This is a genomic window from Achromobacter xylosoxidans, from assembly GCF_001457475.1.
Classification (GTDB): domain Bacteria; phylum Pseudomonadota; class Gammaproteobacteria; order Burkholderiales; family Burkholderiaceae_B; genus Achromobacter; species Achromobacter xylosoxidans.
The window spans coordinates 4083332-4106652 of the sequence record NZ_LN831029.1; the positions used below are offsets into that span (position 1 = coordinate 4083332).

Annotated in this window: 19 protein-coding genes; 9 read left to right on the plus strand and 10 right to left on the minus strand. The window is 68.5% G+C overall.

The features are described 5' to 3' along the window. Window positions 1-195 precede the first annotated feature (195 nt). The gene (locus tag AT699_RS18300) at window positions 196-2301 is read left to right on the plus strand and encodes a 5'-nucleotidase C-terminal domain-containing protein (protein ID WP_006384964.1); all 2106 of its coding nucleotides are present in this window, start codon (window positions 196-198) and stop codon (window positions 2299-2301) included. A 99-nt stretch (window positions 2302-2400) separates the two neighbouring features. Here AT699_RS18300 and AT699_RS18305 read toward each other — a convergent pair whose 3' ends face one another. The 5 genes from AT699_RS18305 to AT699_RS18325 form a co-directional block, all read right to left on the minus strand. Further along, window positions 2401-3159, minus strand: a complete 759-nt coding sequence (locus AT699_RS18305) for an iron ABC transporter ATP-binding protein (protein ID WP_006384963.1) — start codon at window positions 3157-3159, stop codon at window positions 2401-2403. Further along, window positions 3156-4139: an iron chelate uptake ABC transporter family permease subunit gene (locus tag AT699_RS18310; protein ID WP_006384962.1), complete on the minus strand. Its 984-nt coding sequence runs from the start codon at window positions 4137-4139 to the stop codon at window positions 3156-3158. The genes AT699_RS18305 and AT699_RS18310 overlap by 4 nt, the downstream gene beginning before the upstream one ends. Next, complete coding sequence (locus tag AT699_RS18315; RefSeq protein ID WP_006384961.1) at window positions 4132-5121, minus strand: ABC transporter permease; 990 nt, start codon at window positions 5119-5121, stop codon at window positions 4132-4134. The genes AT699_RS18310 and AT699_RS18315 overlap by 8 nt, the downstream gene beginning before the upstream one ends. A gap of 36 nt (window positions 5122-5157) precedes the next feature. Beyond that, window positions 5158-6120: a siderophore ABC transporter substrate-binding protein gene (locus AT699_RS18320; protein ID WP_020928299.1), complete on the minus strand. Its 963-nt coding sequence runs from the start codon at window positions 6118-6120 to the stop codon at window positions 5158-5160. A 65-nt stretch (window positions 6121-6185) separates the two neighbouring features. Further along, window positions 6186-8207, minus strand: coding sequence for a ligand-gated channel protein (locus AT699_RS18325; protein WP_024069417.1), 2022 nt, complete (start codon window positions 8205-8207; stop codon window positions 6186-6188). 225 nt (window positions 8208-8432) lie between these two features. Here AT699_RS18325 and AT699_RS18330 point away from each other — a divergent pair, with 225 nt between their 5' ends. Beyond that, the gene (locus AT699_RS18330) at window positions 8433-9128 is read left to right on the plus strand and encodes a response regulator transcription factor (protein ID WP_024069418.1); all 696 of its coding nucleotides are present in this window, start codon (window positions 8433-8435) and stop codon (window positions 9126-9128) included. Next, on the plus strand, window positions 9128-10522 hold the full coding sequence (locus AT699_RS18335) for a sensor histidine kinase (RefSeq protein WP_024069419.1): 1395 nt from the start codon (window positions 9128-9130) through the stop codon (window positions 10520-10522). Before AT699_RS18330 ends, AT699_RS18335 begins: the two co-directional genes overlap by 1 nt. A gap of 52 nt (window positions 10523-10574) precedes the next feature. On the opposite strand, the gene AT699_RS18340 is transcribed toward AT699_RS18335, so the two are convergent. The 3 genes from AT699_RS18340 to AT699_RS18350 form a co-directional block, all read right to left on the minus strand. Next, on the minus strand, window positions 10575-11390 hold the full coding sequence (locus tag AT699_RS18340) for a TatD family hydrolase (RefSeq protein WP_020928303.1): 816 nt from the start codon (window positions 11388-11390) through the stop codon (window positions 10575-10577). A 64-nt stretch (window positions 11391-11454) separates the two neighbouring features. Then, on the minus strand, window positions 11455-12144 hold the full coding sequence (locus tag AT699_RS18345) for an ABC transporter ATP-binding protein (RefSeq protein ID WP_006384955.1): 690 nt from the start codon (window positions 12142-12144) through the stop codon (window positions 11455-11457). Next, on the minus strand, window positions 12137-13369 hold the full coding sequence (locus AT699_RS18350; RefSeq protein ID WP_230846718.1) for a lipoprotein-releasing ABC transporter permease subunit: 1233 nt from the start codon (window positions 13367-13369) through the stop codon (window positions 12137-12139). The genes AT699_RS18345 and AT699_RS18350 overlap by 8 nt, the downstream gene beginning before the upstream one ends. A 178-nt stretch (window positions 13370-13547) precedes the next feature. On the opposite strand from AT699_RS18350, the gene AT699_RS18355 reads away from it, so the two are divergent. Continuing rightward, window positions 13548-14486: a Regulatory protein, RpfE type gene (locus AT699_RS18355; protein ID WP_024069420.1), complete on the plus strand. Its 939-nt coding sequence runs from the start codon at window positions 13548-13550 to the stop codon at window positions 14484-14486. After that, window positions 14468-16168 carry a single-stranded-DNA-specific exonuclease RecJ gene (recJ, locus tag AT699_RS18360; protein ID WP_024069421.1) on the plus strand — a complete coding sequence of 567 codons (1701 nt, stop codon included), beginning with the start codon at window positions 14468-14470 and terminating at the stop codon, window positions 16166-16168. The genes AT699_RS18355 and recJ overlap by 19 nt, the downstream gene beginning before the upstream one ends. Window positions 16169-16340: 172 nt before the next feature. Here recJ and AT699_RS18365 read toward each other — a convergent pair whose 3' ends face one another. Further along, complete coding sequence (locus tag AT699_RS18365) at window positions 16341-17651, minus strand: MFS transporter (protein WP_049058060.1); 1311 nt, start codon at window positions 17649-17651, stop codon at window positions 16341-16343. 264 nt (window positions 17652-17915) lie between these two features. Here AT699_RS18365 and prfB point away from each other — a divergent pair. From prfB to AT699_RS18385, 4 genes are all read left to right on the plus strand, one after another. Beyond that, window positions 17916-19020, plus strand: a protein-coding gene (gene prfB / locus AT699_RS18370) for a peptide chain release factor 2 (protein WP_102949866.1) whose coding sequence is annotated in 2 segments (ribosomal slippage) — window positions 17916-17996 and window positions 17998-19020 — 1104 coding nt in all. Because the reading frame shifts where the segments join, the coding sequence is not laid out codon by codon here. A gap of 42 nt (window positions 19021-19062) precedes the next feature. Beyond that, a complete protein-coding gene (locus tag AT699_RS18375; protein WP_024069424.1) occupies window positions 19063-19818 on the plus strand; it encodes an SDR family oxidoreductase in 756 nt (251 codons plus the stop codon). A gap of 10 nt (window positions 19819-19828) precedes the next feature. Then, on the plus strand, window positions 19829-21352 hold the full coding sequence (gene lysS, locus AT699_RS18380; protein WP_024069425.1) for a lysine--tRNA ligase: 1524 nt from the start codon (window positions 19829-19831) through the stop codon (window positions 21350-21352). Between the two features lie 15 nt (window positions 21353-21367). Beyond that, window positions 21368-21691 carry a hypothetical protein gene (locus AT699_RS18385; RefSeq protein ID WP_020928310.1) on the plus strand — a complete coding sequence of 108 codons (324 nt, stop codon included), beginning with the start codon at window positions 21368-21370 and terminating at the stop codon, window positions 21689-21691. Between the two features lie 56 nt (window positions 21692-21747). On the opposite strand, the gene pdxR is transcribed toward AT699_RS18385, so the two are convergent. Continuing rightward, window positions 21748-23256, minus strand: a complete 1509-nt coding sequence (gene pdxR / locus AT699_RS18390) for a MocR-like pyridoxine biosynthesis transcription factor PdxR (RefSeq protein WP_024069426.1) — start codon at window positions 23254-23256, stop codon at window positions 21748-21750. Between the last annotated feature and the right edge of the window lie 65 nt (window positions 23257-23321).

Sequence of the window (23321 nt, forward strand, 5' to 3'; positions counted from 1 at the left end):
ACAACGAGAATCAGTCGCAATGCTTTTATCGTTCCGTTGCCTTGAGACGACGATAAATGAGACGCGCGTCCAATTCAGATGTTTTTAAGCTTGCCCATGCAACGCGTGCGCGGCGTTGCCGGCGATCCGCATGTCACCAGCGGGTCATAACCCGTCCCCAGAATTTTGCGTTCCCCCGACACGAAAGGAACGACGGTGAAGCAGCCCCTCCGAAAGATCTTTGCACTGTCGGCCAGCGCCCTGCTGCTGGCCAGCCTGTCCGCCTGTGGCGGCAGCGATGACGATGACGACGACGCGCCGCCAGCGTCGGTGCCCCGGGGCGCCACGCTCGACCTGGCCATCCTGGCCACCACGGACCTGCACGCCAACGTGCTGGGTTACGACTATTACAAGCTGGCCGAGGACAAGAGCTACGGCGTCGACCGCACCGCCACCCTGATCGGCAACGCCCGCAAGCAGCACGCCAATACCTTGCTGTTCGACAACGGCGACACCATCCAGGGCACCGCCCTGTCGGACTACCAGGCGCTGGTGGCGCCGGTGCAGTGCTCGGACATGCTGGCGATCTACAAGCAGATGAAGCTGCTGGCCTATGACGCGGCCACCCTGGGCAACCACGAATTCAACTATGGCCTGCCCTATCTGTCGCAGGTCACCAACGTGGACTTCGGCCTGCCTGGCATCGGCAAGGGCACGGCGCAGACCAACCCGACCGGCGCCAAGGATTGCGCCGCGCCGGGCTTTCCGTTCGTGTCGGCCAACGTGGTGGCGGCCGCCACGCAACAACCGATCTTCAAGCCGTGGACGCTGCTGACGCGCACCTTCAAGGCAACCGGCCCGGATGGCAAGGCGCTCGACGTCGCCCTCAAGGTGGGCGTGATCGGTTTCGCGCCGCCGCCCATCATGCAGTGGGACAAGGCCAACCTGGAAGGCCACGTGACCGTCGCCGGCTGGAAGGAAACCGCCGCGCGCTATGTGCCCGAAATGAAGGCGGCGGGCGCCGACCTGGTCGTGGCGCTGGCGCATGGCGGCATCGACCTGGTCACGCCCTACAGTCCGTCCATGGAAAACGGCGCGGGCTACCTGAGCCAGGTGGCGGGCATCGACGCCCTGATCACCGGCCACCAGCACCTGCTGTTTCCCGACACCAATCCCAAGTCGCAATTCGCCGGCCAGCCGGGCATCGACCTCGAAAAGGGCCTGATCAACGGCGTGCCCGCGGTGCAGGCCGGCCAATGGGGCAACAACCTCGGCCAGATCACGCTGAAGCTGGCCTACGACCAGGGCTGGAAGGTGCAGAAGAACGCCACCCAGGTGCAGCGCATCCCGACCCGCCTGACCGCGCAGAACGGCGGCACGCCCGCCACCTACGTCGCGCCCGACAGCGCCGCGCAGCAACTGGTGCAGGCCGAGCACAGCGCCACCATCGCCTACGTCAAGACGCCGATCGGCCAAAGCCAGTTCGACATGGCCACCTACTACGCGCTGGCCGGCGACGTGTCGGCGCTGCAGATCGTCAACATGGCGCAGATCGACTACCTGAAGGACTACATCGCCCGCAACAGCCCCGCCTACGCCGGCCTGCCGATCCTGTCGGCGGCCGCGCCGTTCAAGGGCGGACGCAACGGCCCGGGCGACTTCACCTTCGTGCCGCAAGGCAACATCGCCATCAACAACGCGGCCGACCTGTACCTGTATCCGAACACCCTGCAGGTGGTGCGGGTCAGCGGCGACATCGTGCGCCAGTGGCTGGAGAAGACGGCGGAACAGTTCAAGCGCATCGATCCGGCCCAGGTCGCGCCGCAGGACCTGATCGACACCGGCTTTCCGACCTTCAACTTCGATGTGCTCTACGCCGAGGGCAACGCCCTGCGCTACCAGATCGACGTGACGCAACCCAAGGGCTCGCGCATCGCCGCGCTGACCTACCAGGGCGCGCCGCTGGATCCGGCGGCGCAATTCCTGGTGGTCACCAACAACTACCGCGCCAGCGGCGGCGGCGACTTCCCGGGACTGGCCGGCGGCAAGGGCGACATCGTGCTGCAGGCGCCCGACGCCAGCCGCGATGTGCTGATCAGCTACATCAAGAAGCACCCCAACCTGGACCTGGCCACCTACGGCCTGGCGCGCAGCTGGGGCTTCAAGCCCGTGGCGGCATTGGCCGGCCCGGTGGTGTTCGCGTCGGTGCCGAACACGCTGGCGCTGGCCACGGCGCATGGCGTCACCAATGTGTCGGTGTACGACCCGACGCCGGACGCGACGACGCAGCTGTCGCGCTACGCGGTGGACCTGACGCGTTGAGACTCGCGCGTTGATGTTGACGCGGTGAAAGTGACGCGTTGAAGGCAACGCATCGCAGTCGACGCGGGCGCGCGAATCGCGCCCGCGTCATGGCGGCTTTCAGCGGTAATACACGCAGATGCGCTTGCCGTCGATCTCGTGCACGTCTATCGGCAGTTCATACAAGGCGCCCAGCACCTCGGGGCGGATCAATTCGGCGGGCGTGCCGCAGTGCGCCACCCTGCCCGCCTTCATCGCCACGATGCGGTCCGCATAGCTGGAGGCGAAGTTGATGTCGTGCAGCACCAGCACCACCGTCTTGCCCAGCTCGTCGGCGGCGCGGCGCAGCGTGCCCATCATGGCCACGGCGTGCTTCATGTCCAGGCTGTTGAGCGGCTCGTCCAGCAGCACGTAGCGCGTGTCCTGGCACAGCACCATCGCCACGAATGCGCGCTGGCGCTGGCCGCCGGACATCTCGTCCAGGTAGCGGCCGGCCAGCGGTTCCAGGTCCAGATAGGCAATGGCCCGGTCGATATGCGCCTTGTCGTCCAGCGTCAGCCGGCCGCCGGAATGCGGATAGCGGCCGAACGCCACCAGGTCGCGCACCGTCAGGCGCAGCGGCAGGTGGTTGTCCTGCCGCAGGATGGCCAGGCGCCGCGCCAATTCGCGGCTGTCGCTGCGCGTCACGTCCAGGCCGTCCACCTGAATGCGGCCGGCGGACATCGGCAGCAGCCGGCTGATCATCGACAGCAGCGTCGACTTGCCGGCGCCGTTGGGGCCGATGATGGCGGTCACGCCGCCGGCCGGCAAGGCCAGCGACACCTGGTCCACGACCACGCTGTCGCCGTACTGCTTGCTGACTTGTTGGATATCGATCATTGGCGTCCCCTGCGCAAGATCAGGGCCAGGAACATCACTCCGCCCACGAATTCGATGACCACGCTGACCGTGGTGCTCAGTTGCAGCACCCGCTCCAGCAGCGTCTGCCCGCCGACCAGGAAGATCACGCTGAGCAGCACCGCGGCGGGCACGGTGTGGCGATGCCGGTCCGACCCCATCGCCTGGTAGGCCAGGTTGCTCACCAGCAGGCCGAAGAACGTCACCGGCCCCACCAGCGCGGTGGACACCGACACCAGCACGGCGATGGCGGCCAGCGTCAGCAGCAGGGTGCGGCGGTAGTCCACGCCCAGGTTCAGCGCGATCTCGCGGCCCAGCGCCAGTACGTCATAGCGGCGCCGCATGCGCCACACCAGCAGCGTGGCGGCGGCCACCGCCGCCAGCGCGATCGGCAGCAGTTCGGTGCGCACCGAATTGAAGTTGGCGAACAGGCGGTCCTGCAGCACCAGGAATTCGTTCGGATCGATCAGTCGCACCACGAAGCTGGACAGGCTGCGAAACAGCAGCCCGAAGATGATGCCCACCAGCATCATCAAATGCAGGCTGCGCACGGCGTCGGTGAACAGCCAGCGGAACAGCAGGCAGGCGAACCCCGTCATCGCGCACACTTCCAGCACGAAGGCCGCCACCGGATGGTTGACCGCGCCCGCCGCCTGGCCGAAGCCGAACACCACCACCGACTGGATCAGCAGGTAAAGCGCGTCAAAACCCATGATGGCCGGCGTCAGGATGCGGTTGTGCGTGACGGTCTGGAACAGCACCGACGACACCGCCACCGCGTACGCCACCAGCAGCATCGCCACCAGCTTGGCGCCGCGAAACGGCAGCACGAAGGCCCACTGGCCGTTCGCGCCCAACGCCATGAAGCCGACAACGCACGACAGCGCGGCCACGGCCAGCAGCGCCAGGCGCCACGCCTGGGGCGAACGCAGCGGCACGGCGCGCGCGATGAACTCAGCCACGGCGCGCTCCCCGGCTGCGCAGCAGGCACAGGAACAGGATGCTGCCGACCACGCCCACCACCGTGCCCAGCGGCACCTCGTAGGGATGGATCACCAGCCGGCCGATGATGTCGCAGGCCAGCACGAACACGCCGCCCAGCATCGCCACCCAGGGAATCGAGCGGCGCATGTTGTCGCCCAGCACCAGGCTGACGGCGTTCGGCACGATCAACCCCAGAAAGGGAATGCCGCCGGCCGTGACCACCACCACCGCGGAAATCGCCGACACGATGAGCAGGCCCACCAGCGTCAGGCGCGCATGGTTCAGGCCGAGATTGGCGGCGAACTCGCGCCCCATGCCCGCCACGGTGTAGCGATCCGCCGCCAGGTAGGCCGCGGCCGCCAGGCCGAAGCCGATCCACAGCAGTTCGTAGCGGCCGCGCAGCACCCCGGAAAAATCACCGGTGGTCCAGGCGTGCAGCGACTGCAGCAGGTCGTAGCGGTAGGCGACGAAAGTGGTGACGGCGTGGATCACGCCGCCCAGGATCAGGCCGATCAGCGGCACGATGAACGGCGTGCGCAGCGGCACGCGCCGCAACAGCGCCAGGAACAGCAGCGAGCCCGCCAGCGCGAAGCCGGTGGCCGTCAGCATCTTGCCGATCACCGGCGTGTCCGGCGCCAGCAGGGTCACGACCAGGATGCCGAGCGTGGCCGATTCGACGGTGCCGGCCGTGGTCGGCTCGACGTAGCGGTTGCGCACCAGCATCTGCATGATCAGCCCCGCCACCGCCAGCGCCATGCCGGCCAGCAGCAGCGCCAGCGTGCGCGGCACGCGGCTCACCAGCAGCAGGCGCCAGGCGCGTTCGGCGTCAGGCCCGCCGGCCAGCGCGGCGAACGAGAACGACCCCGCGCCCAGGCCGATGCTGGCCGCGCACAACAGCAGCAGCAACAGCAGCAATGCCGCCAGTCCGGCCCAACCGGTGATCGCCCCGCCTGCCCTCACAACCGCCACTTCGACTCCGTCATGCCCGCCTTGCGCTTACTTGACCGCGGGCTTGGCGGCAGACAGCGCGCGGGCGATATCGTCCACGTTCTGCTGCATGGCGCTCAGGCCGGCACTGCCCAGCAGGTACCAGTTGTAGCCGTTCAGGTAGACCACGCGCTGCTGCTTCCAGGCCTTGGTCGGACGGATCAGGTCGTTGTCCAGCATGCGCTGGGCCGAAGTGCCTTCGCGGCCGATGGCGGCGTCGCGATCGATCACGAACAGCCAGTCGGGATCGGTCTGGGCGATGAACTCGAACGAGATCGCCTGGCCGTGGTTCGACACGTTCAGGTCCTTGGCGGCCGGCGCAAAGCCGAAGGCGTCGTGGATCACGCCGAAACGCGAGCCGGGGCCGTAGGCACTCATCTTGCCGCCGGTGGTCAGCACGATCAGCGCGCTGCCGGCCTTGGCCGCCTGGCCATGCAGCGCCGCGATCGAGGCGCGCAGGGCGTCGAGCTTTTCCTTGGCCACGGCCTGCTTGCCGTAGATGGCGGCCAGCGTTTCCGTGTTGCGCGTGACGCTGCCGACCAGGTCCTTGGCGTTGACCGTCAGGTCGACCGTGGGCGCCAGCTTGGCCAGCTCGTCGTACTTGGGCGCCGAGCGCCCGGCCACGAAGATGACCTGCGGCTGGGCCGCGTGGATCACTTCGTAGTTGGGCTCGAACATGCTGCCGACCTTCAGGTAGCGCTTGTCGGCATACTGCGCCAGCTGCGGCGGCAGCTTGGCGGCGCTGGGCACGCCGGTCACGTCGACACCCAGCGCATGCAGCGTGTCGAGCACCGCCAGGTCCAGCACCACGGTCTTGGCCGGGTTGGACGGCACGGCGGTCTCGCCGCGCGCATGCTTGACCGGCATGGTCTGGGCCACGCTCAAAGCGCTGGCCGCGCCCAGGGCCAGGGCCGCGGTGGCGCGCGCCAGCCAGCGGCCGGCGCGTCCTGCTTGTGCTTGATTCATCGTCATGCTTGCCTCTTCATGTAGCGGGAAGGCCGCCTGTCGGCGGCGGTTCCCTGGTGTTGCCTGCGGGCTCAGAACTTCACGCCCACGCCCAGCCAGTAGCGGCGGCCGTCTTCGACGTAGCCGTAGTCGTCGTAGCCGACCTGCTTGTCGAACAGGTTGTAGATGCCGGCGTAGACCGACACCTTCTTGTTCACGGCATACGAGCCGCCCAAGTCGACGAAGGTGTACGACGGCGCCACCAGCGAGGTCGAGGACGGGCCAGTGATCGGCTGGCTTTCCTTGCCGCGGTAATTCAGGCGCGCCCACGCTTCGAGCGCGTCGGAAGCCTGCCAGTTGACCGTGGTGGTGAACAGGTGCTTGGGCAGCTGGTTCAGCGGCTGGCCCTGGTACTGGCCGGACTTCTGTTCCGACTTGGTGAAGGTGTAGCTGCTAGTCAGCGACCAGTCACGGCCCAGCGGCAGCTTCAGGTTGGCCTCGACGCCGCGCGACACCGCCTTGTCCACGTTCATGTAGGTGGTGGGGTTGGAGCCGAACTGGTTGGGGCCATCGGTGCACTGCGACAGCGGGCACGCGACGCGCGTGATCTTGTCCTTGAAGTTGTTGTTGAACAGGGTCAGGCCGGCATTGAAGCCCTCGCCGTCGTCATACAGCAGGCCGAGTTCCTGGGTCACCGACTTCTCGGGCGTCAGGTCGGGGTTGCCGTACATGTTGCCGCCGCGGCTGACCTGGCCCCAGCCGGCCACGGTCTGGCGCAGGTCGGGCGCGCGGAAACCGGTGGACACGCCGCCCTTCAGGGTCCAGCGTTCGGCCATGTGCCACACGCCGTACAGGCGCGGACTGAAATGGCTGCCGAAGTTCTCGTCCTGGTCCATGCGCAGGCCGCCGGTCAGCGCGAAGCTCTCGGCCAGGCGCCATTCGTCCTCGGCGAACAGCGCCCACTGGTAGCGCTCCACCTTGCTGGGGCCGCCGGCCAATTGGTTGCCGGTCTGGTCGGTCAGGCGCTGCGTCAGGTAGGTGCCGCCCAGCGTCAGCATGTGCGAACCGAGCGGCAGCGTCCAGCTGGTCTGCAGGTCCAGGTTCTTGATCTTCATCTGGCGCGAGCGGTTGTCGAACTCTTCCTGCTGCACGTAGCTGTCGGACACGGCCCAACCCCAGCGGCCGGTATGCGACAACGCCCACTTGTTGCTGCGGTAATCGGTTTCCGACGAGGCCGGGCAGCCGTTGCGTGGGCACGCCACGCCGGGAGCCAGCGGCGCGACGGTCTTGCCCAGCGTGTTCTCGTACTTCTGGCGGCTGGAAGTGGCTTCCAGCACGATGTCGTGATCGCGGTTGGGCGTGAGCGCCAACTTGGCCGTGATGTTGGTGGCATTGCGCTTGCGGTAGCCGTCGATGATCCTGTCTTCGTCGCGCTGGGTCGCCTGGCCGTAGATCTGCAGGCCCAGCAGGTCGTTCTTGATCGGGCCCGCCAGGTAGAAGTTGCCCTGGTAGATGTCGCCGGACTTGCTGCTTTCCTGGATGGTGGTGTCCATGCGGATTTCACCGCCCCACTCGTTGGGCACCTTGCGGGTGATGATGTTGATCACCCCGCCCATGGCGTCGGAACCATACAGCGACGACATCGGCCCGCGCACCACCTCGATGCGCTCGATGGCCGAGATCGGCGGCGTCCAGCCGCCTTCGACGCCGCTGGAGTCGGAGTTGGTGCGGGTTTCGCGCGAATTCTGGCGCTTGCCGTCGATCAGGATCAGCGTGTACTTCGGGCCCATGCCGCGCAGGCTGATGTCCTGGCGGTCGCCGCCGCCCGTGACCACCACGCCCGGCACTTCGACCAGCGCGTCGGTGACGTCGCGGTAGAACTTCTTTTCCAGATCCTGGCGCGTGATCACGCTGATCGAGGCAGGCGCGTCCTGGATCTGCTGCTCGTAGCCGCTGGCCGTGACCACCACGGTATCCAGCTTCTTGGGGTCGGCCGACGCGGCCAATTGCGCCCAGGCCGGATGACCGGTGGCAAGGCCGGTGGCGCACAGGGCGACAGCCAGGCGGGTACGCGGGCCGAATGCGCGGCGCGCGGCCAGATCGTTGCTGCTCATGATTTCAGACTCTCCCGTCCCGGACGGCGCCGCGCCCCACGCGCAGCCCCGTTCCGCTTCAATTTTTAATGAAAACTATTCTCATATTAGAATTGAGCCCATCCGTGAGCTGCAACACGCTTTCCGCAACTTTTACTTTCTTCGCACTTCTTGACACTTCGGCCGCCGGCGACCCGCTATGCTGCCGTGGCAACAGAACCCAAGCGCATGTCCATACCCACCCCCATGGCAACGCGCCGCATCCTGTTGATCGACGACGACGTCGACCTGGCATTGATGCTGCGCGAGTACCTAGAGCCCACCCACATCGAACTGACGCTGGCGCACAACAGCGCCCAAGGTCTGCCGCTTGCAATGCAGGAATGCTTCGATCTGGTGCTGCTCGACCTGATGCTTCCCGACGGCAACGGCCTCGATCTGCTGCGCCATATGCGCCGCCATTCGCGCCGTCCCGTCATCATGTTCACCGCCCACGGCGGCGAAACCGATCGGGTGCTGGGACTCGAACTGGGCGCCGACGACTACCTGACCAAGCCCTTCGGCCCGCGTGAGCTCAAGGCCCGCATCGGCGCGGTGCTGCGCCGCTTCGAGGAAAAACCCGAACCCGCCCCGCCCGAACTGAGCGTGGGCGCGCTGTCGCTGGATGCCGCCAGCGGCCGCGCCCGCCTGGGCGCCCAGGAAGTCCTGCTGACCGGCGCCGAGCAACGCATCCTCGAAGTCCTGATGCGCACCCCGGGCCAGGTGGTGCCGCGCGAGCAGATCAGCCTGTATGCGCTGGGCCGCGCCGCCGACCGCTACGACCGCAGCATCGACACCCACATCAGCAGCCTGCGCAGGAAGCTGCAGCTGGACCAGGCCGGCGACGCCCCCGCCATCCGCAACCTGCGCGGACTGGGCTACGTGCTGGCCGGCGCGGCCTGATGCGCTGGCTGCCGGTCCGCTCCCTCTTCTGGCGCGCCTTCCTGACCTTCTGGGGCGCGATGGCCGTCATCATGGTCTGCGGCATGATGCTGACCGCGGCGGTCGCCTGGTACCGCGTCGATTCGCTCGACGGCCTGAACCCCGGCAACCTGACGCGCGATGCCGCCCAGATCGCGCGCCGCGAAGGCGCCGAGGGCCTGCGGCGCTGGGTCGGGGCCATGGACGCGCGCTATTCGGCGCTCAAGATCTACATCGTCGACACGCAGGACCGCGACATCCTCGAACGGCGCCTGCCGACCCGCCTGGACGATTGGCTGGCCGCCTTCCGCGCCTCGCCCGATCACGGCCTGATCGCCGCCATCGACGTGCCCGCCGACCCGGACGCGCTGCGCGTATCGTGGTGGGATCCACAGTTGCTGGTGTTGCCGGATCATAGCGAACTGCTGATGCTGTTCCTGCCGTTCGACTCCTCGCACTGGGAGGTGCTAGGCCTGACGCCGGTCACGCTGGGGCTGCTGCTGTTCGCGCTGGCGGTCACGGCGCCCTTCTGCTGGGCCCTGACCCGCCACGTGGCCGCGCCGCTGGAGCAACTGCGGGGCGCGGCCCGCTCGCTGGCCGCCGGCCGGCTGGATACCCGCACGCCGGCGGCGCTGCCGCTGCGCAAGGACGAACTGGGCCTGCTGGCGCGCGACTTCGACGCCATGGCGGGCCGCCTGCAGGCGCTGGTCGATACGCGCGAGCAGCTGCTGCGCAACATCGCCCATGAATTGCGCTCGCCGCTGGCGCGGATGCGCCTGGGCGTCGAACTGGCGCGCCGCAAGGACGAACGCCAGGACCTGCAGCTGGACCGCATCGAACGGGAATGCGAACGGCTGGATACGCTGGTGGGCAGCACCTTGCGGCTGGCGCGCATGGGCGCCCTGCCCCAGCCTACCGCGACCTTGGACCTGGCCGAGGTGGTCGACGAGGTGGTGCAGGATGCGCGCTTCGAGGCCGGCGAACGCCGCATTGCCATCGCCTGGCACCGCCCGGCGCCGCTGCGCATCGCGGCCGACCGCGACAGCCTGGCCAGCGCCATCGAAAACGTGCTGCGCAACGCCCTGCGCTTCGCCCCGGCGGGCGGCGCGATCCAGGCGCGCCTGCTGGTGGACGCCGGCGAGGCCTGCCTGGAAATCGAGGACAACGGCCCCGGCGTTCCGGAAAAGGAACTGGCGTATCTGTTCGAACCGTTCTACCAGGGCGCCCCGGCCGCCGGCGCGCCTGCCGGCGGCGCCGGCCTGGGCCTGAGCATTGCGCGCGCCGCCGTCGCGGCGCACAAGGGCCGGATCTCGGCGCGCAATGTCGCGCCGCATGGCCTGAGCGTGCGCATCGAACTGCCGCGCGTGGCGGCCTGAGCTGTGTCCCGATGGCGGCGCCGCGCCGTCATCGGGCATCTGGCGCCCGGTCTCAGTCGTCCGCCAGGATCGCTGCCGACAGCCGCGGCAATACCCGCAAGGCATTGGCCGTGGTCGCCTGCGCCACCTGCGCCGGCGTGATTCCGCGCAGTTCGGCCAGCACCTGGGCAATGCGCGCCAACTCGCCCGGCCGGTTGCGCCGCCGCGGCGGGTGCAGCCAGGCCGGCGGGATGTCCGGCGCGTCGGTCTCCAGCACCAGGTGGCGCAGGTCGACGTCGGTGGCGTGGCGGCGGATCTGCAGCGCCCGCTCGTAGGTCATGGCGCCGCCCAGCCCCAGCGCGAAGCCCTGTTCGACAAAGGCCTGGGCCTGCTGCGCGCTGCCGTTGAAGGCGTGCGCGATGCCGCCGATACGGTCGTGGCGCCGCAGGTACTTGAGCAGGATGTCCTGCGACTTGCGCACGTGCAGCAGCACCGGCAGCTTGAATTCCGCCGCCATGGCCAACTGGGCGGCGTAGAAACGCTCCTGGCGCGCGCGCGGCTCGCCCGAAGCGATTTCAGGCACGAAGAAATCCAGCCCGATCTCGCCGATGGCCACGAAGCGCGGATCGCCCAGCGCTTGCCGGATGGCCTCGCGCAAGGCGTCCAGGTCGGCGTCATCGGCGCGCTGCACGTAAAGGGGATGGATGCCCAGCGCGTAGGCGCCGCCGGCGACCTGTGCGGCAAGGTCCCGCACGACGGCAAAATTGGCGCGTTCGATGGCGGGAATGACAATGGCCTGCACGCCGGAGTCGAGCGCGTGCGCGGCCACTTCGGGGCGGTCGGCATCGAACTCGGCGGCATCCAGGTGGCAATGGGTGTCGATCAGCATGGGCGCGGCCTCCTTGCCCCGGTTTCCTGCTCAATCATCGCGCCGCCCGGCCCGCGGGCAGGCCTCAGCCCGAGACCAGCCGGCCGTTTTCCATCAGCAGCTGGCGATCGGCGCGCGCCGCCAGCTCGGGATCGTGGGTGACGATCGCAAACGCCGTGCCCGACTCGCGGTTGACGCGGGTCAGCAGCTCGAACATGTTGTGGGCGGTGTGGCGGTCGAGGTTGCCGGTGGGCTCGTCGGCCAGCACGCAGACCGGCCGCGTCACCAGCGCGCGCGCCAGCGCCACGCGCTGGCGCTCGCCGCCCGACAGCTGGCCGGGGAAGTGGCCTTCGCGCGCCGCCAGGCCCACCAGGCCCAGCACCTCGCGCGCCGCCGCGCGGGCCTTGTCGCGGTTCTCGCGCCGCACGATCAGCGGCATGGCCACGTTGTCCAGCGCCGAGAATTCCGGCAACAGATGGTGGAACTGGTAGACGAAGCCCAGGCTGCGGTTGCGCACCTGGCTCTTCTTCGCTTCGGAAAGGCCGACGGCCAGTTGCCCATCGACCGCGACCGAGCCGCTGGTGGGCACGTCCAGCAGGCCCAGGATGTGCAGCAGGGTGCTCTTGCCGGAGCCGGACGCGCCGACGATGGCGACCATCTCGCCGCGCGCCACGCTCAGGCTGACGTTGCTCAGCACCTCGATGCGGGCCGGACCCTCGTCGTAGATCTTGACGAGATCATCGGCCTGCAGTGCCGGGGAAAGGGAATCAATCATGGCGCAGCACCTGTGCGGGTTGCAGGCGCGAGGCGCGCCAGCTGGGATACAAGGTCGCCAGCAGCGACAGCACCAGGGAGGTCACGCCGATGGTCACGATGTCGCCCACCTGCGGATCGGACGGCAGGGCGCTGATGAAATAGATTTCGCGCGGCAGGAAGTGCACCCCCAGCAGGCGCTCGATGAACGGCACGATCACGTCGACGTTGTAGGCGATGAGGATGCCGCCGGCCACGCCCAGCAGCGTGCCGATGACGCCGATCAGCGCGCCCTGCACCAGGAAGATGCGGGCCACTTCGCCCGGTCCGGCGCCCAGCGTGCGCAGGATGGCGATGTCCGACTGCTTGTCCTTGACCGCCATCACCAGCGACGACAGCAGGTTGAACGCGGCCACCGCGACGATCAGCGCCAGGATCAGGAACATCATGCGCTTTTCGGTCTGCACGGCGGCGAACCAGGTGCGGTTGTTGCGCGACCAGTCGCTGGCCATGACGTACGGCGGCAGCACGTTGCGCAGCTCGGCCGCGACTTCGGGCGCCTTCTGCATGTCGGCGATGCGCAGGCGCACGCCGGCGGTGCCGCTGTCGCGGAACACCTTGGCGGCGTCTTCGTTGTCGACGAAGGCCAGCGAGGAATCATATTCGTAGTGGCCCGAAGAGAACACGCCCACCACGGTGAACTGGCGCATGCGCGGCGCGAAGCCGGCCGGGCTGATCGAGCCCTGCGGCGCCAGCATCAGCAGCGTATCGCCCACCTTCACGCCCATGCCGTCGGCCAGCTCGTTGCCCAGCACCACGCCGAAGCCGCCCGGTTTCAGGTCGGCCAGCTTGCCCGACACCATCTGCCGCGGCAGGTCGGACACGTTGCCTTCGGTGGCCGGGTCGATGCCGCGCACCTGCACCCCGCGCAGCGCCTGGCCGCGCACCAGCATGCCTTGCGCGGCCACGAACGGCGCGCCGGCCTTGACCTCGGGATTGCGTTTGGCGGCATCCGCGAACTGCTGCCATTGTTCCAGCACGCGCTCGGGCGCGGCGCCGGGAATGTAGAGTTCGATGTGCGGCAGCACCGACAGCATGCGGTCACGGACCTCTTTCTGGAAGCCGTTCATGACCGATAGCACCACGATCAGGGCGGCGACGCCCAGCGCGATGCCGGCCATGGAACTGGCCGCGATGAAAGAGATGAAGCGATCGCGGCGGCCGCGTCGCTGGCGGATCCGGGCCAACCCGGCATAGCGGGCGCCGATCCAGAGTTCGTAGGGTATTTTCAGCACGAGCGCATTATGGCATTAACCGGCCGTAAAACCGTCCCCGGAATGCGGGAAGGCAAGACAAGCCGTGACAAGCTATGGCAGTCGGAGCCGGGCTTAGTTCCCATGCCGGCCTGCGTCTACAATCCTGCCCATGCTGATCGTCATCCCGGGCGCCTTGCCCGCCCTTCCCGTCGCCGCGGAACTGGCCAAACTGCTGCCCCAGCGCGCGCCCACCCTGCACCGCTGGCTGCAGGCCGGCAGCGCCCGGGTCCAGGCCCACGATATCCGTACCCAGGGCTGCACCGCGTTCGAAGCCTGGCAACTGCGCCGGGCGGGCTACACGCCCGAGGCCGGCCTGCTGCCGGGCGCCGGACTGGGCCCGCTGCTGGCCGCCGGCCAGCCCGCGGACGGCCCTGTCTGGCTGGCCGAACTGGTCCACCTGGCCCTGGGCACCGACCAGGCCACCCTGCTCGATCCCGCCCTGATGGAACTGCGCGACGACGAAACCGCCGCGCTGCTGGACACCGCCCGCCCCCTGTTCGAAGACACCGGCTTCGCGGTCCAGGCGCTGTCGGCCTCCCGCTGGCGCCTGCGCCTGCCGGACGGCCTGCGGCCGCAGACCGCCAGCCCCCTGGCGGTGGCCGGCCAGCGCCTGAACGACTGGTGGCGCCAGGATGCCGAAACCCGGCCATGGCGCCGTCTGCTCAATGAGATCCAGATGTCGTGGCACGAGCACCCGGCCAACGAAGCCCGCGCCGCGCGCGGCCTGCCGCCGGTCAACGCCCTCTGGCTGTATGGCGGCGGCACGCCCTGGACCATGCGCCCGGCCGGCCCGGAACAGGTCATGACCGAGCTGGACGCTGCGCAGCGCGCCGGCGACTGGGCCGCCTGGCTCGACGCCCTGGCCGCGCTCGACCGGCGCCTGCAAGCGCTGGCCGGTCCCAAGGGCCTGCCGGACGCGCCCGCCGAACTGCTGCTGCTGGGCGACGACCGCAGCGCCACCCTCACCCTGAAACCGCGCGGGGGCCTGCTCGGCTTGCTGCCCGCGCCCAAGAAAAACTGGAGCGCCTGGTGGTCTCACCCCGCTTAACCGTCCGCCGCGCCGACCTCGCCGCCTGCCATGTCCTGGAATCCTCGGGCATCCATCCCCTGCTGGCGCGCCTGTGGGCCGCGCGCGGCGTCGTCCATCCCGACCAGACCAGGCTGGCCTGGCCCTCGTTGCTGCCGCCGGCCGGCCTGACCCATTCGACCCACGCCGCCGGCGTGCTGGCCGACGCCATCCAGGCCGGCAAGAAGCTGCTGATCGTGGCCGACTATGACTGCGACGGCGCCACCGCCTGCGCCGTCGGCCTGCGCGCCCTGTCGGCCATGGGCGCCGACGTCGACTTCCTGGTGCCCAACCGCTTCGAGACCGGCTACGGCCTGTCGCCCGCCGTGGTCGAGCTGGCCTGCCGCCATCGCGCCGGCAAGCCCGACATCATCATCACCGTGGACAACGGCATCGCCAGCGTCGACGGCGTGGCCGCGGCCAACGCCGCCGGCATCGGCGTGGTCATCACCGACCACCACCTGCCGGGCGACACGCTGCCGGACGCCCTGGCCATCGTCAATCCGAACCAGCCGGGCTGCGGCTTCCCGTCCAAGAACCTGGCGGGCGTCGGCGTCATCTTCTACATGATGCTGGCGCTGCGCGCCGAGCTGCGCCGCCGCGGCGTCTACGCCCCCGATGGCGGGCCGCGCCTGGACGCGCTGTCCGACCTGGTGGCGCTGGGCACGGTGGCCGACGTGGTCAAGCTGGACGCCAACAACCGCCTGCTGGTGACCCAGGGGCTGCAACGCATGCGCAGCGGCCGCCTGCAACCTGGGCTGCGCGCCCTGTTCGCCGTGGCCGGGCGCGAGCCGCGCAGCGCCAACGGCTTCGACCTGGGCTTCGCGCTGGGCCCGCGCATCAACGCCGCCGGCCGGCTGGCCGACATGAGCCTGGGCATCGCCTGCCTGACCACCGACGACGAGGCCCAGGCGCTGGAAATGGCGCGCGAACTGGACAACATCAACCGCGAGCGCCGCAGCATCGAGGCCGAGATGCGCGAACAGGCGCTGGCCGCCATGGAGGCGCCCGACGCCGCGCCGGGCGCCACGGTCTGCGTGTTCGACCCGGGCTGGCACCAGGGCGTGGTGGGCCTGGTGGCCTCGCGCCTGAAAGAGAAATTCTGGCGCCCCACCCTGGCCTTCGCCCCGGCCGGCGACGACGAAATCCGCGGCTCGGGCCGTTCGATTCCCGACGTGCACCTGCGCGACGTGCTCGACCTGGTGTCCAAGCGCCACCCCAACCTGATCCGCAAGTTCGGCGGCCACGCCATGGCGGCCGGCCTGACGCTGGGCCGCAACGACTTCCCGGCCTTCGCCCCCGCCTTCGACGCGGCCGTGCGCGAACTGACCGGTCGCGACAGCTTCGAGCCGGTCATCGAGACCGATGGCTCGCTGGAATCCGGCTACGCCAATGCCGAGGTTGCCGGCCTGTTGCAGCAACAGGTGTGGGGCGCGGGTTTCGCCGCGCCGCTGTTCCTGGACGAGTTCGTGGTGCGCAACCAGCGCCTGGTCGGCGAGAAGCACCTGAAACTGTCGCTCGAACGCGGCCAGCAGCGCTTCGACGCCATCTGGTTCGGCCACGACCAGTCGCTGCCCGAACGCATCCAGGCGGCCTACCGGCTGGAGCAGAATGTGTGGAACGGGATGGTGTCGGTCCAGCTGGTAATCGAACACGCTGCATGATGTTGCCCCCACGCCGCGCCCGCTGCGCGGGCTAGCTGCCCCCCGAGGGGGCGCTTTTGCCTTGGGGCGGCCCGGCGGCAAAAGGCCTTCTCGCCGATACCGAATAAAAATGGGCGCATCCGCGAGGATGCGCCCATTTTCTTTTGCCCACCCCGCCGCGCGGCGCGCGCGGCTACTTGTTGACCAGCCTGGCCGGTTGCGCCAACGCCACCAGCGCGCCAATCACCAGGCACGCCGACAGCATGTACAGGCCGGTATTGGTGGTGCCGGTCATGTCCTTGAGCCAGCCCACCAGGTAGGGACTGACGAAGCCCGCCAGGTTGCCCACGGAGTTGATCAGCGCGATCCCGGCAGCAGCCGCCGTGCCGCCCAGCAGCGCGGTCGGCAGGCTCCAGAACAGCGGCAGCACCGTGCAGATGCCGATGTTGGCCACCGTCAGCGCCAGGATGGCCAGCACCGTGTTGCCGCTCCAGATCGCCGAGAACAGCAACCCCAGCGCGCCGCACAGGGCCGGGATGGCCACGTGCCAGCGGCGCTCGCGGTTGCGGTCGGAGTTGCGCGCGATCAGGATCATGCCGATCACCGCGAACAGGTTGGGCACCGCCGTCAGCAGGCCGATCGCCAGCGGGCTTTGCACGCCGGTGCTCTTGATCAGCGTCGGCATCCAGAACCCCACCCCGTACAGCCCCATCACGAACGAGAAGTAGATCAGCGCCATCGCCCACACGCGCGGATGCGCCAGCGCGGCGCGGATCGGCGGGTCTTCCTTGTGCTGTTCCTCGGCCGCGATATTGCGGATCAGCACCGCCTTCTCGCTCGCGGTCAGCCACTTGGCCTTGTTGATGCGGTCATCCAGGTACATCAGCACCAGCACGCCGATGATCACCGACGGGATGCCTTCGAGCAGGAACAGCCATTGCCAGCCCGACAGGCCGTGGTCGCCGTGGAAGGTATTCATGATCCAGCCGGAGATCGGGCCGCCGATCAGGCCGGACATCGGCACCGCGGTCATGAAGAAGGTGGTGATGCGCCCGCGCCGGGCGGCGGGATACCAGTAGGTCAGGTAAAGGATGATGCCCGGGAAGAACCCGGCCTCGGCCGCGCCCAGCAGGAAGCGCAGGAAATAGAACATGTGCACGCTGGTCACGAACATCATGCAGGCCGAGATGATGCCCCAGGTGATCATGATGCGCGCGATCCAGACCCGCGCGCCGACCTTGTGCAGGATGATGTTGCTGGGGATCTCGAACAGGAAATAGCCGATGAAGAATATCCCCGCGCCCAAGCCGTACACCGTCTCGCTGAACTGGAGTTCCTGCAGCATCTGCAGCTTGGCGAAGCCCACGTTGACGCGGTCCAGGTAGGCCACGACGTAGCAGACGACCAACAGCGGCACCAGCCGCCACCCCACTTTGCGATAGATCCGGTCCTCCTCAGCCGCCGGGATCGCCGGCGAGACCCCGGGGGCCATAGTGTGTTCCATCAATGTCTCCTCCTCTAACGGGACAGGCCGGCTCTGTCTGCCGGCGGCTTGCGCGGTCCCGCCGCCCCCGAGGGGACGCATGGACCGGCGCATCAAGCCTAGAACCCCGTAGTTGACAAAAAACTGAACAACTTGCCGCTGTGCGTGCAAACCCCTAGTGTGTTTTCGCTTCGATCCGTCCCTCCCATTCCGCGGCAGGGCCCACAGGGTGGCCCCAACCACGGTAAAATGTCCGGTTTCGCACAAAAGTCATCAGGAATCATCATGGAAGCCGAACGTCAGAACCAGCTCGCAGCCCGCCTCGCCGACTACGCGGAGCGCGAACAGGCTCTACGGAGGTATCTTTGACTACGATGCCAAAGCCGAACGCCTGCAAGTCGTAAACGCCGAGCTCGAAGACCCGGCGGTCTGGAACGACCCCAAGCACGCCCAGGACCTGGGCCGTGAAAAGAAAGCCCTCGAAGACGTGGTGGAAACGCTCACCGGCCTGGGCACGGGCCTGGCCGACTCCAACGAGCTGTTCGAGCTGGCCGCCGCCGACAACGACGACGCCACCCTCGAATCCATCGAGCTGGACGCCAACGGCTTCCAGGAAAAGCTGGAAAGCCTCGAATTCCGCCGCATGTTCTCCAACCCGGCCGATCCGCTGAACTGCTTCCTGGACATCCAGGCCGGCGCGGGCGGCACGGAAGCGCAGGACTGGGCCTCGATGCTGCTGCGCCAGTACCTCAAGTACGCCGAGCGCAAGGGCTTCAAGGCCGAAGTGCTGGAAGAATCCGAGGGCGAAGTCGCCGGCATCAAGTCCGCCACCATCAAGCTCGAGGGCGAATACGCCTTCGGCTACCTGCGCACGGAAACCGGCGTGCACCGCCTGGTGCGCAAGAGCCCGTTCGACTCCTCGGGCGGCCGCCACACCTCGTTCGCCAGCGTCTTCGTCTACCCCGAGGTCGACGATTCCTTCGAAGTCGAAGTGAACCCGGCCGACCTGCGCGTGGACACCTATCGCGCCTCGGGCGCGGGCGGCCAGCACATCAACAAGACCGACTCGGCCGTGCGCCTGACGCACATCCCGACCGGCATCGTGGTGCAGTGCCAGAACGACCGCTCGCAGCACCGCAACCGCGCCGAAGCGATGCAGATGCTCAAGTCCAAGCTGTACGAACTGGAAATGCGCAACCGCATGGCCGAGCAGCAAAAGCTGGAAGACTCCAAGACCGACGTGGGCTGGGGCCACCAGATCCGCTCGTACGTGCTGGACCAGAGCCGCATCAAGGACCTGCGCACCAACGTCGAAATCTCCAACACGCAGAAAGTGCTGGACGGCGACCTGGATCCCTTCATCCAGGCCAGCCTCAAGCAAGGCGTGTAAGTTCCGCGATACTTCCGTCCACCGTCCCCCGAGGGTCCACGCATGTCCGACACCATCGCAATTCTCACCGGCGCCTCGCGCGGCATCGGCGCCGCCATGGCGCGCGGCCTGGCCAAACCGGGCACCCGCCTGATCACCCTGGCGCGCTGCGAAGACCCCGAGCTGGCCGCCTACGCCCGCTCGCAGGACGCGCAGCTTGAACAGTTGTCCGTGGACCTGTCGGACCTGGCCGCGGCGGAAGCGGCCGCGCGCCGCATCTGCGACGCGCTGCCGCGCGACGCCGGCCGCTACCTGCTGATCAACAACGCCGGCACCGTGCATCCCGTGTCCGGCACCGACGCGCTGATCGACGGCCCGGCGATTGCCGCCGCCTTCAACCTGAACGTGACGGCCGTGATGCTGCTGACCGCGCGCTTCCTGGCCGCGGTCGAAGATCTCAAGGCCGACCGCCGCGTGCTCAACATCTCGTCCGGCGCCGGCCGCAATCCCAATGCCGGCTGGGGCGTGTACTGCGCCACCAAGGCCGCGCTCGACATGTACTCGCGCGTGGTCAAGCAGGAACAGGGCGAAGGCGGCGCGCGCGTCGTCTCGCTGGCCCCCGGCATTGTCGACACCGACATGCAGGCCGCCATCCGTTCCAGCGACCCCAAGAGCTTCCCGGCGCTGGCCAAGTTCCAGGACTTCCACGCCAGCGGCAAACTGTCCTCGCCCGCCAACGTGGCCTCCCGCATCCTCGCCTACCTGGATCGCGACGACTTCGGCACCACCGAAATCGACGACATCCGCAATTACGACTGATCCCCCGACCATGACCGACCACACGACCGCTCCGGCAACCGCCCAGGATGAAAACCGCTTGATCGCCGAACGGCGCGCCAAGCTGGCCAAACTGCGCGAGACCGGGGTCGCGTATCCCAACGATTTCGTCCCCGACGCCCGCGCCGCGGCCCTGCACGACAAGTACGACGACCAGACGCAGGAAGCCCTGGCCGCCGCGCCCGTCACCGTCAAGGTCGCCGGCCGCATGATGCTCAAGCGCGTCATGGGCAAGGCCAGCTTCGCCACGCTGCAGGACAGCACCGGCCGCATCCAGATCTACCTGGACCGCGGCACGCTGGGCGAAGACAGCTACGCCGCGTTCAAGCAATGGGACATCGGCGACATCATCGCGGTCGAAGGGTCGGTCTTCAAGACCAACAAGGGCGAACTGTCGGTGCACGCCGCCACGGCGCGCCTGCTGTCCAAGTCGCTGCGCCCGCTGCCGGACAAGTTCCACGGCGTGGCCGACCAGGAACTGCGCTACCGCCAGCGCTACGTCGACCTCATCATGACCGACGCCACGCGCCGCACCTTCGAGGCGCGCAGCAAGGCCATGGGCAGCATCCGCCAGTTCATGCTGAACGCCGGCTTCCTCGAAGTCGAAACGCCCATGCTGCACCCGATTCCGGGCGGCGCGGCGGCCAAGCCCTTCGTCACGCACCACAACGCGCTGGACATGGAAATGTTCCTGCGCATCGCGCCCGAGCTCTATCTCAAGCGCCTCATCGTCGGCGGCTTCGAACGCGTGTTCGAAGTCAACCGCAACTTCCGCAATGAAGGCGTGAGCCCGCGCCACAACCCGGAATTCACGATGATGGAGTTCTACGCGGCCTTCGCGGACTACCGCTGGCTGATGGACTTCACCGAGGAACTGATCCGCCAGGCCGCCATCTCGGCCACCGGCAGCGCCGTGCTGACCTACCAGGAACGCGAGCTGGATCTGTCCAAGCCGTTCGACCGCCTGACCATCTGCGAAGCCATCCTCAAGTACGCCCCCGGCTACACCCAGGCGCAACTGGACGACGTCGCCTTCGTGCGCGCCGAACTCAAGAAGCTGGGCGCCGATGCCGATGGCCCGGTGCTGGCGCGCGCCGGCCTGGGCGCGCTGCAATTGGCGCTGTTCGAGGAAACGGCCGAAGCCAAGCTGTGGAACCCCACCTACATCATCGACTACCCGGTCGAGGTGTCGCCGCTGGCGCGTGCCTCCGATACCCGCGAGGGCATCACCGAGCGCTTCGAGCTGTTCATGACGGGCCGCGAGATCGCCAACGGCTTCTCCGAGCTGAACGATCCCGAAGACCAGGCCGAGCGTTTCCGCTCGCAGGTCGAGGCCAAGGACGCCGGCGACGAGGAAGCGATGTACTACGACGCCGACTACATCCGCGCGCTGGAATACGGCATGCCCCCGACGGGCGGCTGCGGCATCGGCATCGACCGCCTGGTGATGCTGCTGACCGACAGCCCCAGCATCCGCGACGTCATCCTCTTCCCGCACCTGCGCCGTGAAGACTAAGACGCGGTCGGCATCGTGATCCTCAAGATCCTGATGCTGGCGGCGGTGGTTGCCGCCCTGTTCTACATGGTGATGCAACCGCGTCGCGCCCGCGGCGGCTACCACGGCGCCGCGGCGCCCGTGCGCCGCGCGCCGCTGTTCATCGCCCTGTGCCTGGCCACCGCGCTGTCGATCACGGGCGCGCTGGTCACGGCGGTCCTGTGGATGGGCAGCGTCGCCGGCGGCGTGACCGGCGGCGGCTATCATGGCGAAGCCGATTTCCTCCTGACCATCGCCGGCGCCCTGCTGGCGATCGCGGTGGCCTGCGGCGTCGGCGCCTTCCTCAAGCGCAAGGCCTAGCGCCGACGGACCCCGTGGTCCCGCGCCTCTCTGGCGCCGGCGCGTCCCCCCGCCCCCTACTCCCCGCCCAGGGCCGCCGCCAGGCGCCGCATGGCAAGATCGATCTCGTGCGCGCTGAGCGAGGCATAGCCCAGCAGCCAGCCCTGCAACGCGGGCGTGCCGGCATACAGGCGCCCCAGTCCCGGCAGCGCCAGGCCGGCCGCCGCCGCCCGGCGGATCGTGTCCGCTTCGGACCAGCCCGGTTCCAGCAGGCACGGCACCTGCAATCCCCCCTCCGGCCGCAACGCCCGCGCCACGCCCGCCAGGTGCCGGCCGACCGCTTCCAGCATGGCTTCGCGCCGCGCCGCATACAGCTTGCGCATGGCGCGCACGTGGGCGTTGTAGTGGCCGTCGGCCATGAAACGCGCCAGCGTCAGCTGCAGGATCTGCGGCGTATGGCCATCGACAATGCTGCGCGCGCGGGTGAAAGCCGACACCAGTTCTTCCGGCAAGGCCATGTAGCCCATCCGCAGGCCGGGGTACAGGGTCTTGCTGAACGTGCCCAGGTAGATCGTGCGGCCGTGCTTGTCCAGCCCCTGCACGCAGGCGGTGGGCAGGCCGTCGTAGTGGAATTCGCTGTCGTAGTCGTCCTCGATGATCCATCTGCCGCCCTCGGCCGCCCAGCGCGTCAGTTCGAGCCGGCGCTCCAGCGATAGCGTGGCGCCGGTCGGATACTGGTGCGAAGGCGTCACGTAGACGCACGCGGCGCCGCTGCGGTCGGCGCGCAGCAGGTCGGTGCGGATGCCCTGCGCATCGACGTCGACCGGCACCACGCGGGCCTCGGCGAACTCGAAGGCCTTGCGCGCGCCGAAATAGCCGGGATTCTCCAGCAGGATCGGCTTGCCGGCATCCACCAGCAACTGCGCGCACAGGAACAAGGCCTGGCGCGTGCTGCTCAGCACCACGATCTGCTCGGCGCGCACCTTGGCGCCGCGCTCCAGGTTCAGGTAGGTGGCGATCGCGCGGCGCAGGGGCTCGGCGCCTTGCGGGTCGCCATGCAGCAACACATGGCCGCGGTGGTCCCGCAGTACCTGCCGCTGCAAGCGCTCCCAGACCGCGAGCGGAAAGCTGCGGGTCTCGGGCAGCCCCGTGGCGAAGGCCTGGACCGATTGCTGGTCGGCCACGCCGCCGCTGTCGAAGATCGCCCGGCCACGCCGGCTCAGGCCGGCCGCCGGCGCGATCGATTGCGCCGACGCCGGCCGGCGCTCCCGCGATAGCGCGCGACGCCGCGCCGAACCGCGCAGTTCGGTGCCGATGGTTTCCGATACATAGCTGCCCGAGCCCTTGCGCCGCGCGATGAACCCATCGCGCTGCAACTGCACGTAGGCGTTTTCGACCGTGTCGCGCGCCACGCCGAGCGACTGCGCCAGCGCGCGGGTGGCGGGCAGCTTCACGCCGGGATCCAGGTCGCCGTCCAGCACCAGCGCGCGCAACGCGCGCTGGATCCGCTGGTGCAGGTCGAGCGGCGCCAGGTCCGCGTCGCCCATGCGGATCTTCAGTGTCTCAAGCGTGAAAGTCTTGCTCATGCGGTCTGCCCAAGGGCGATGAAAGCGTCAATGACGACCGACCATTCTAGTCGGCGGCGAGCGCG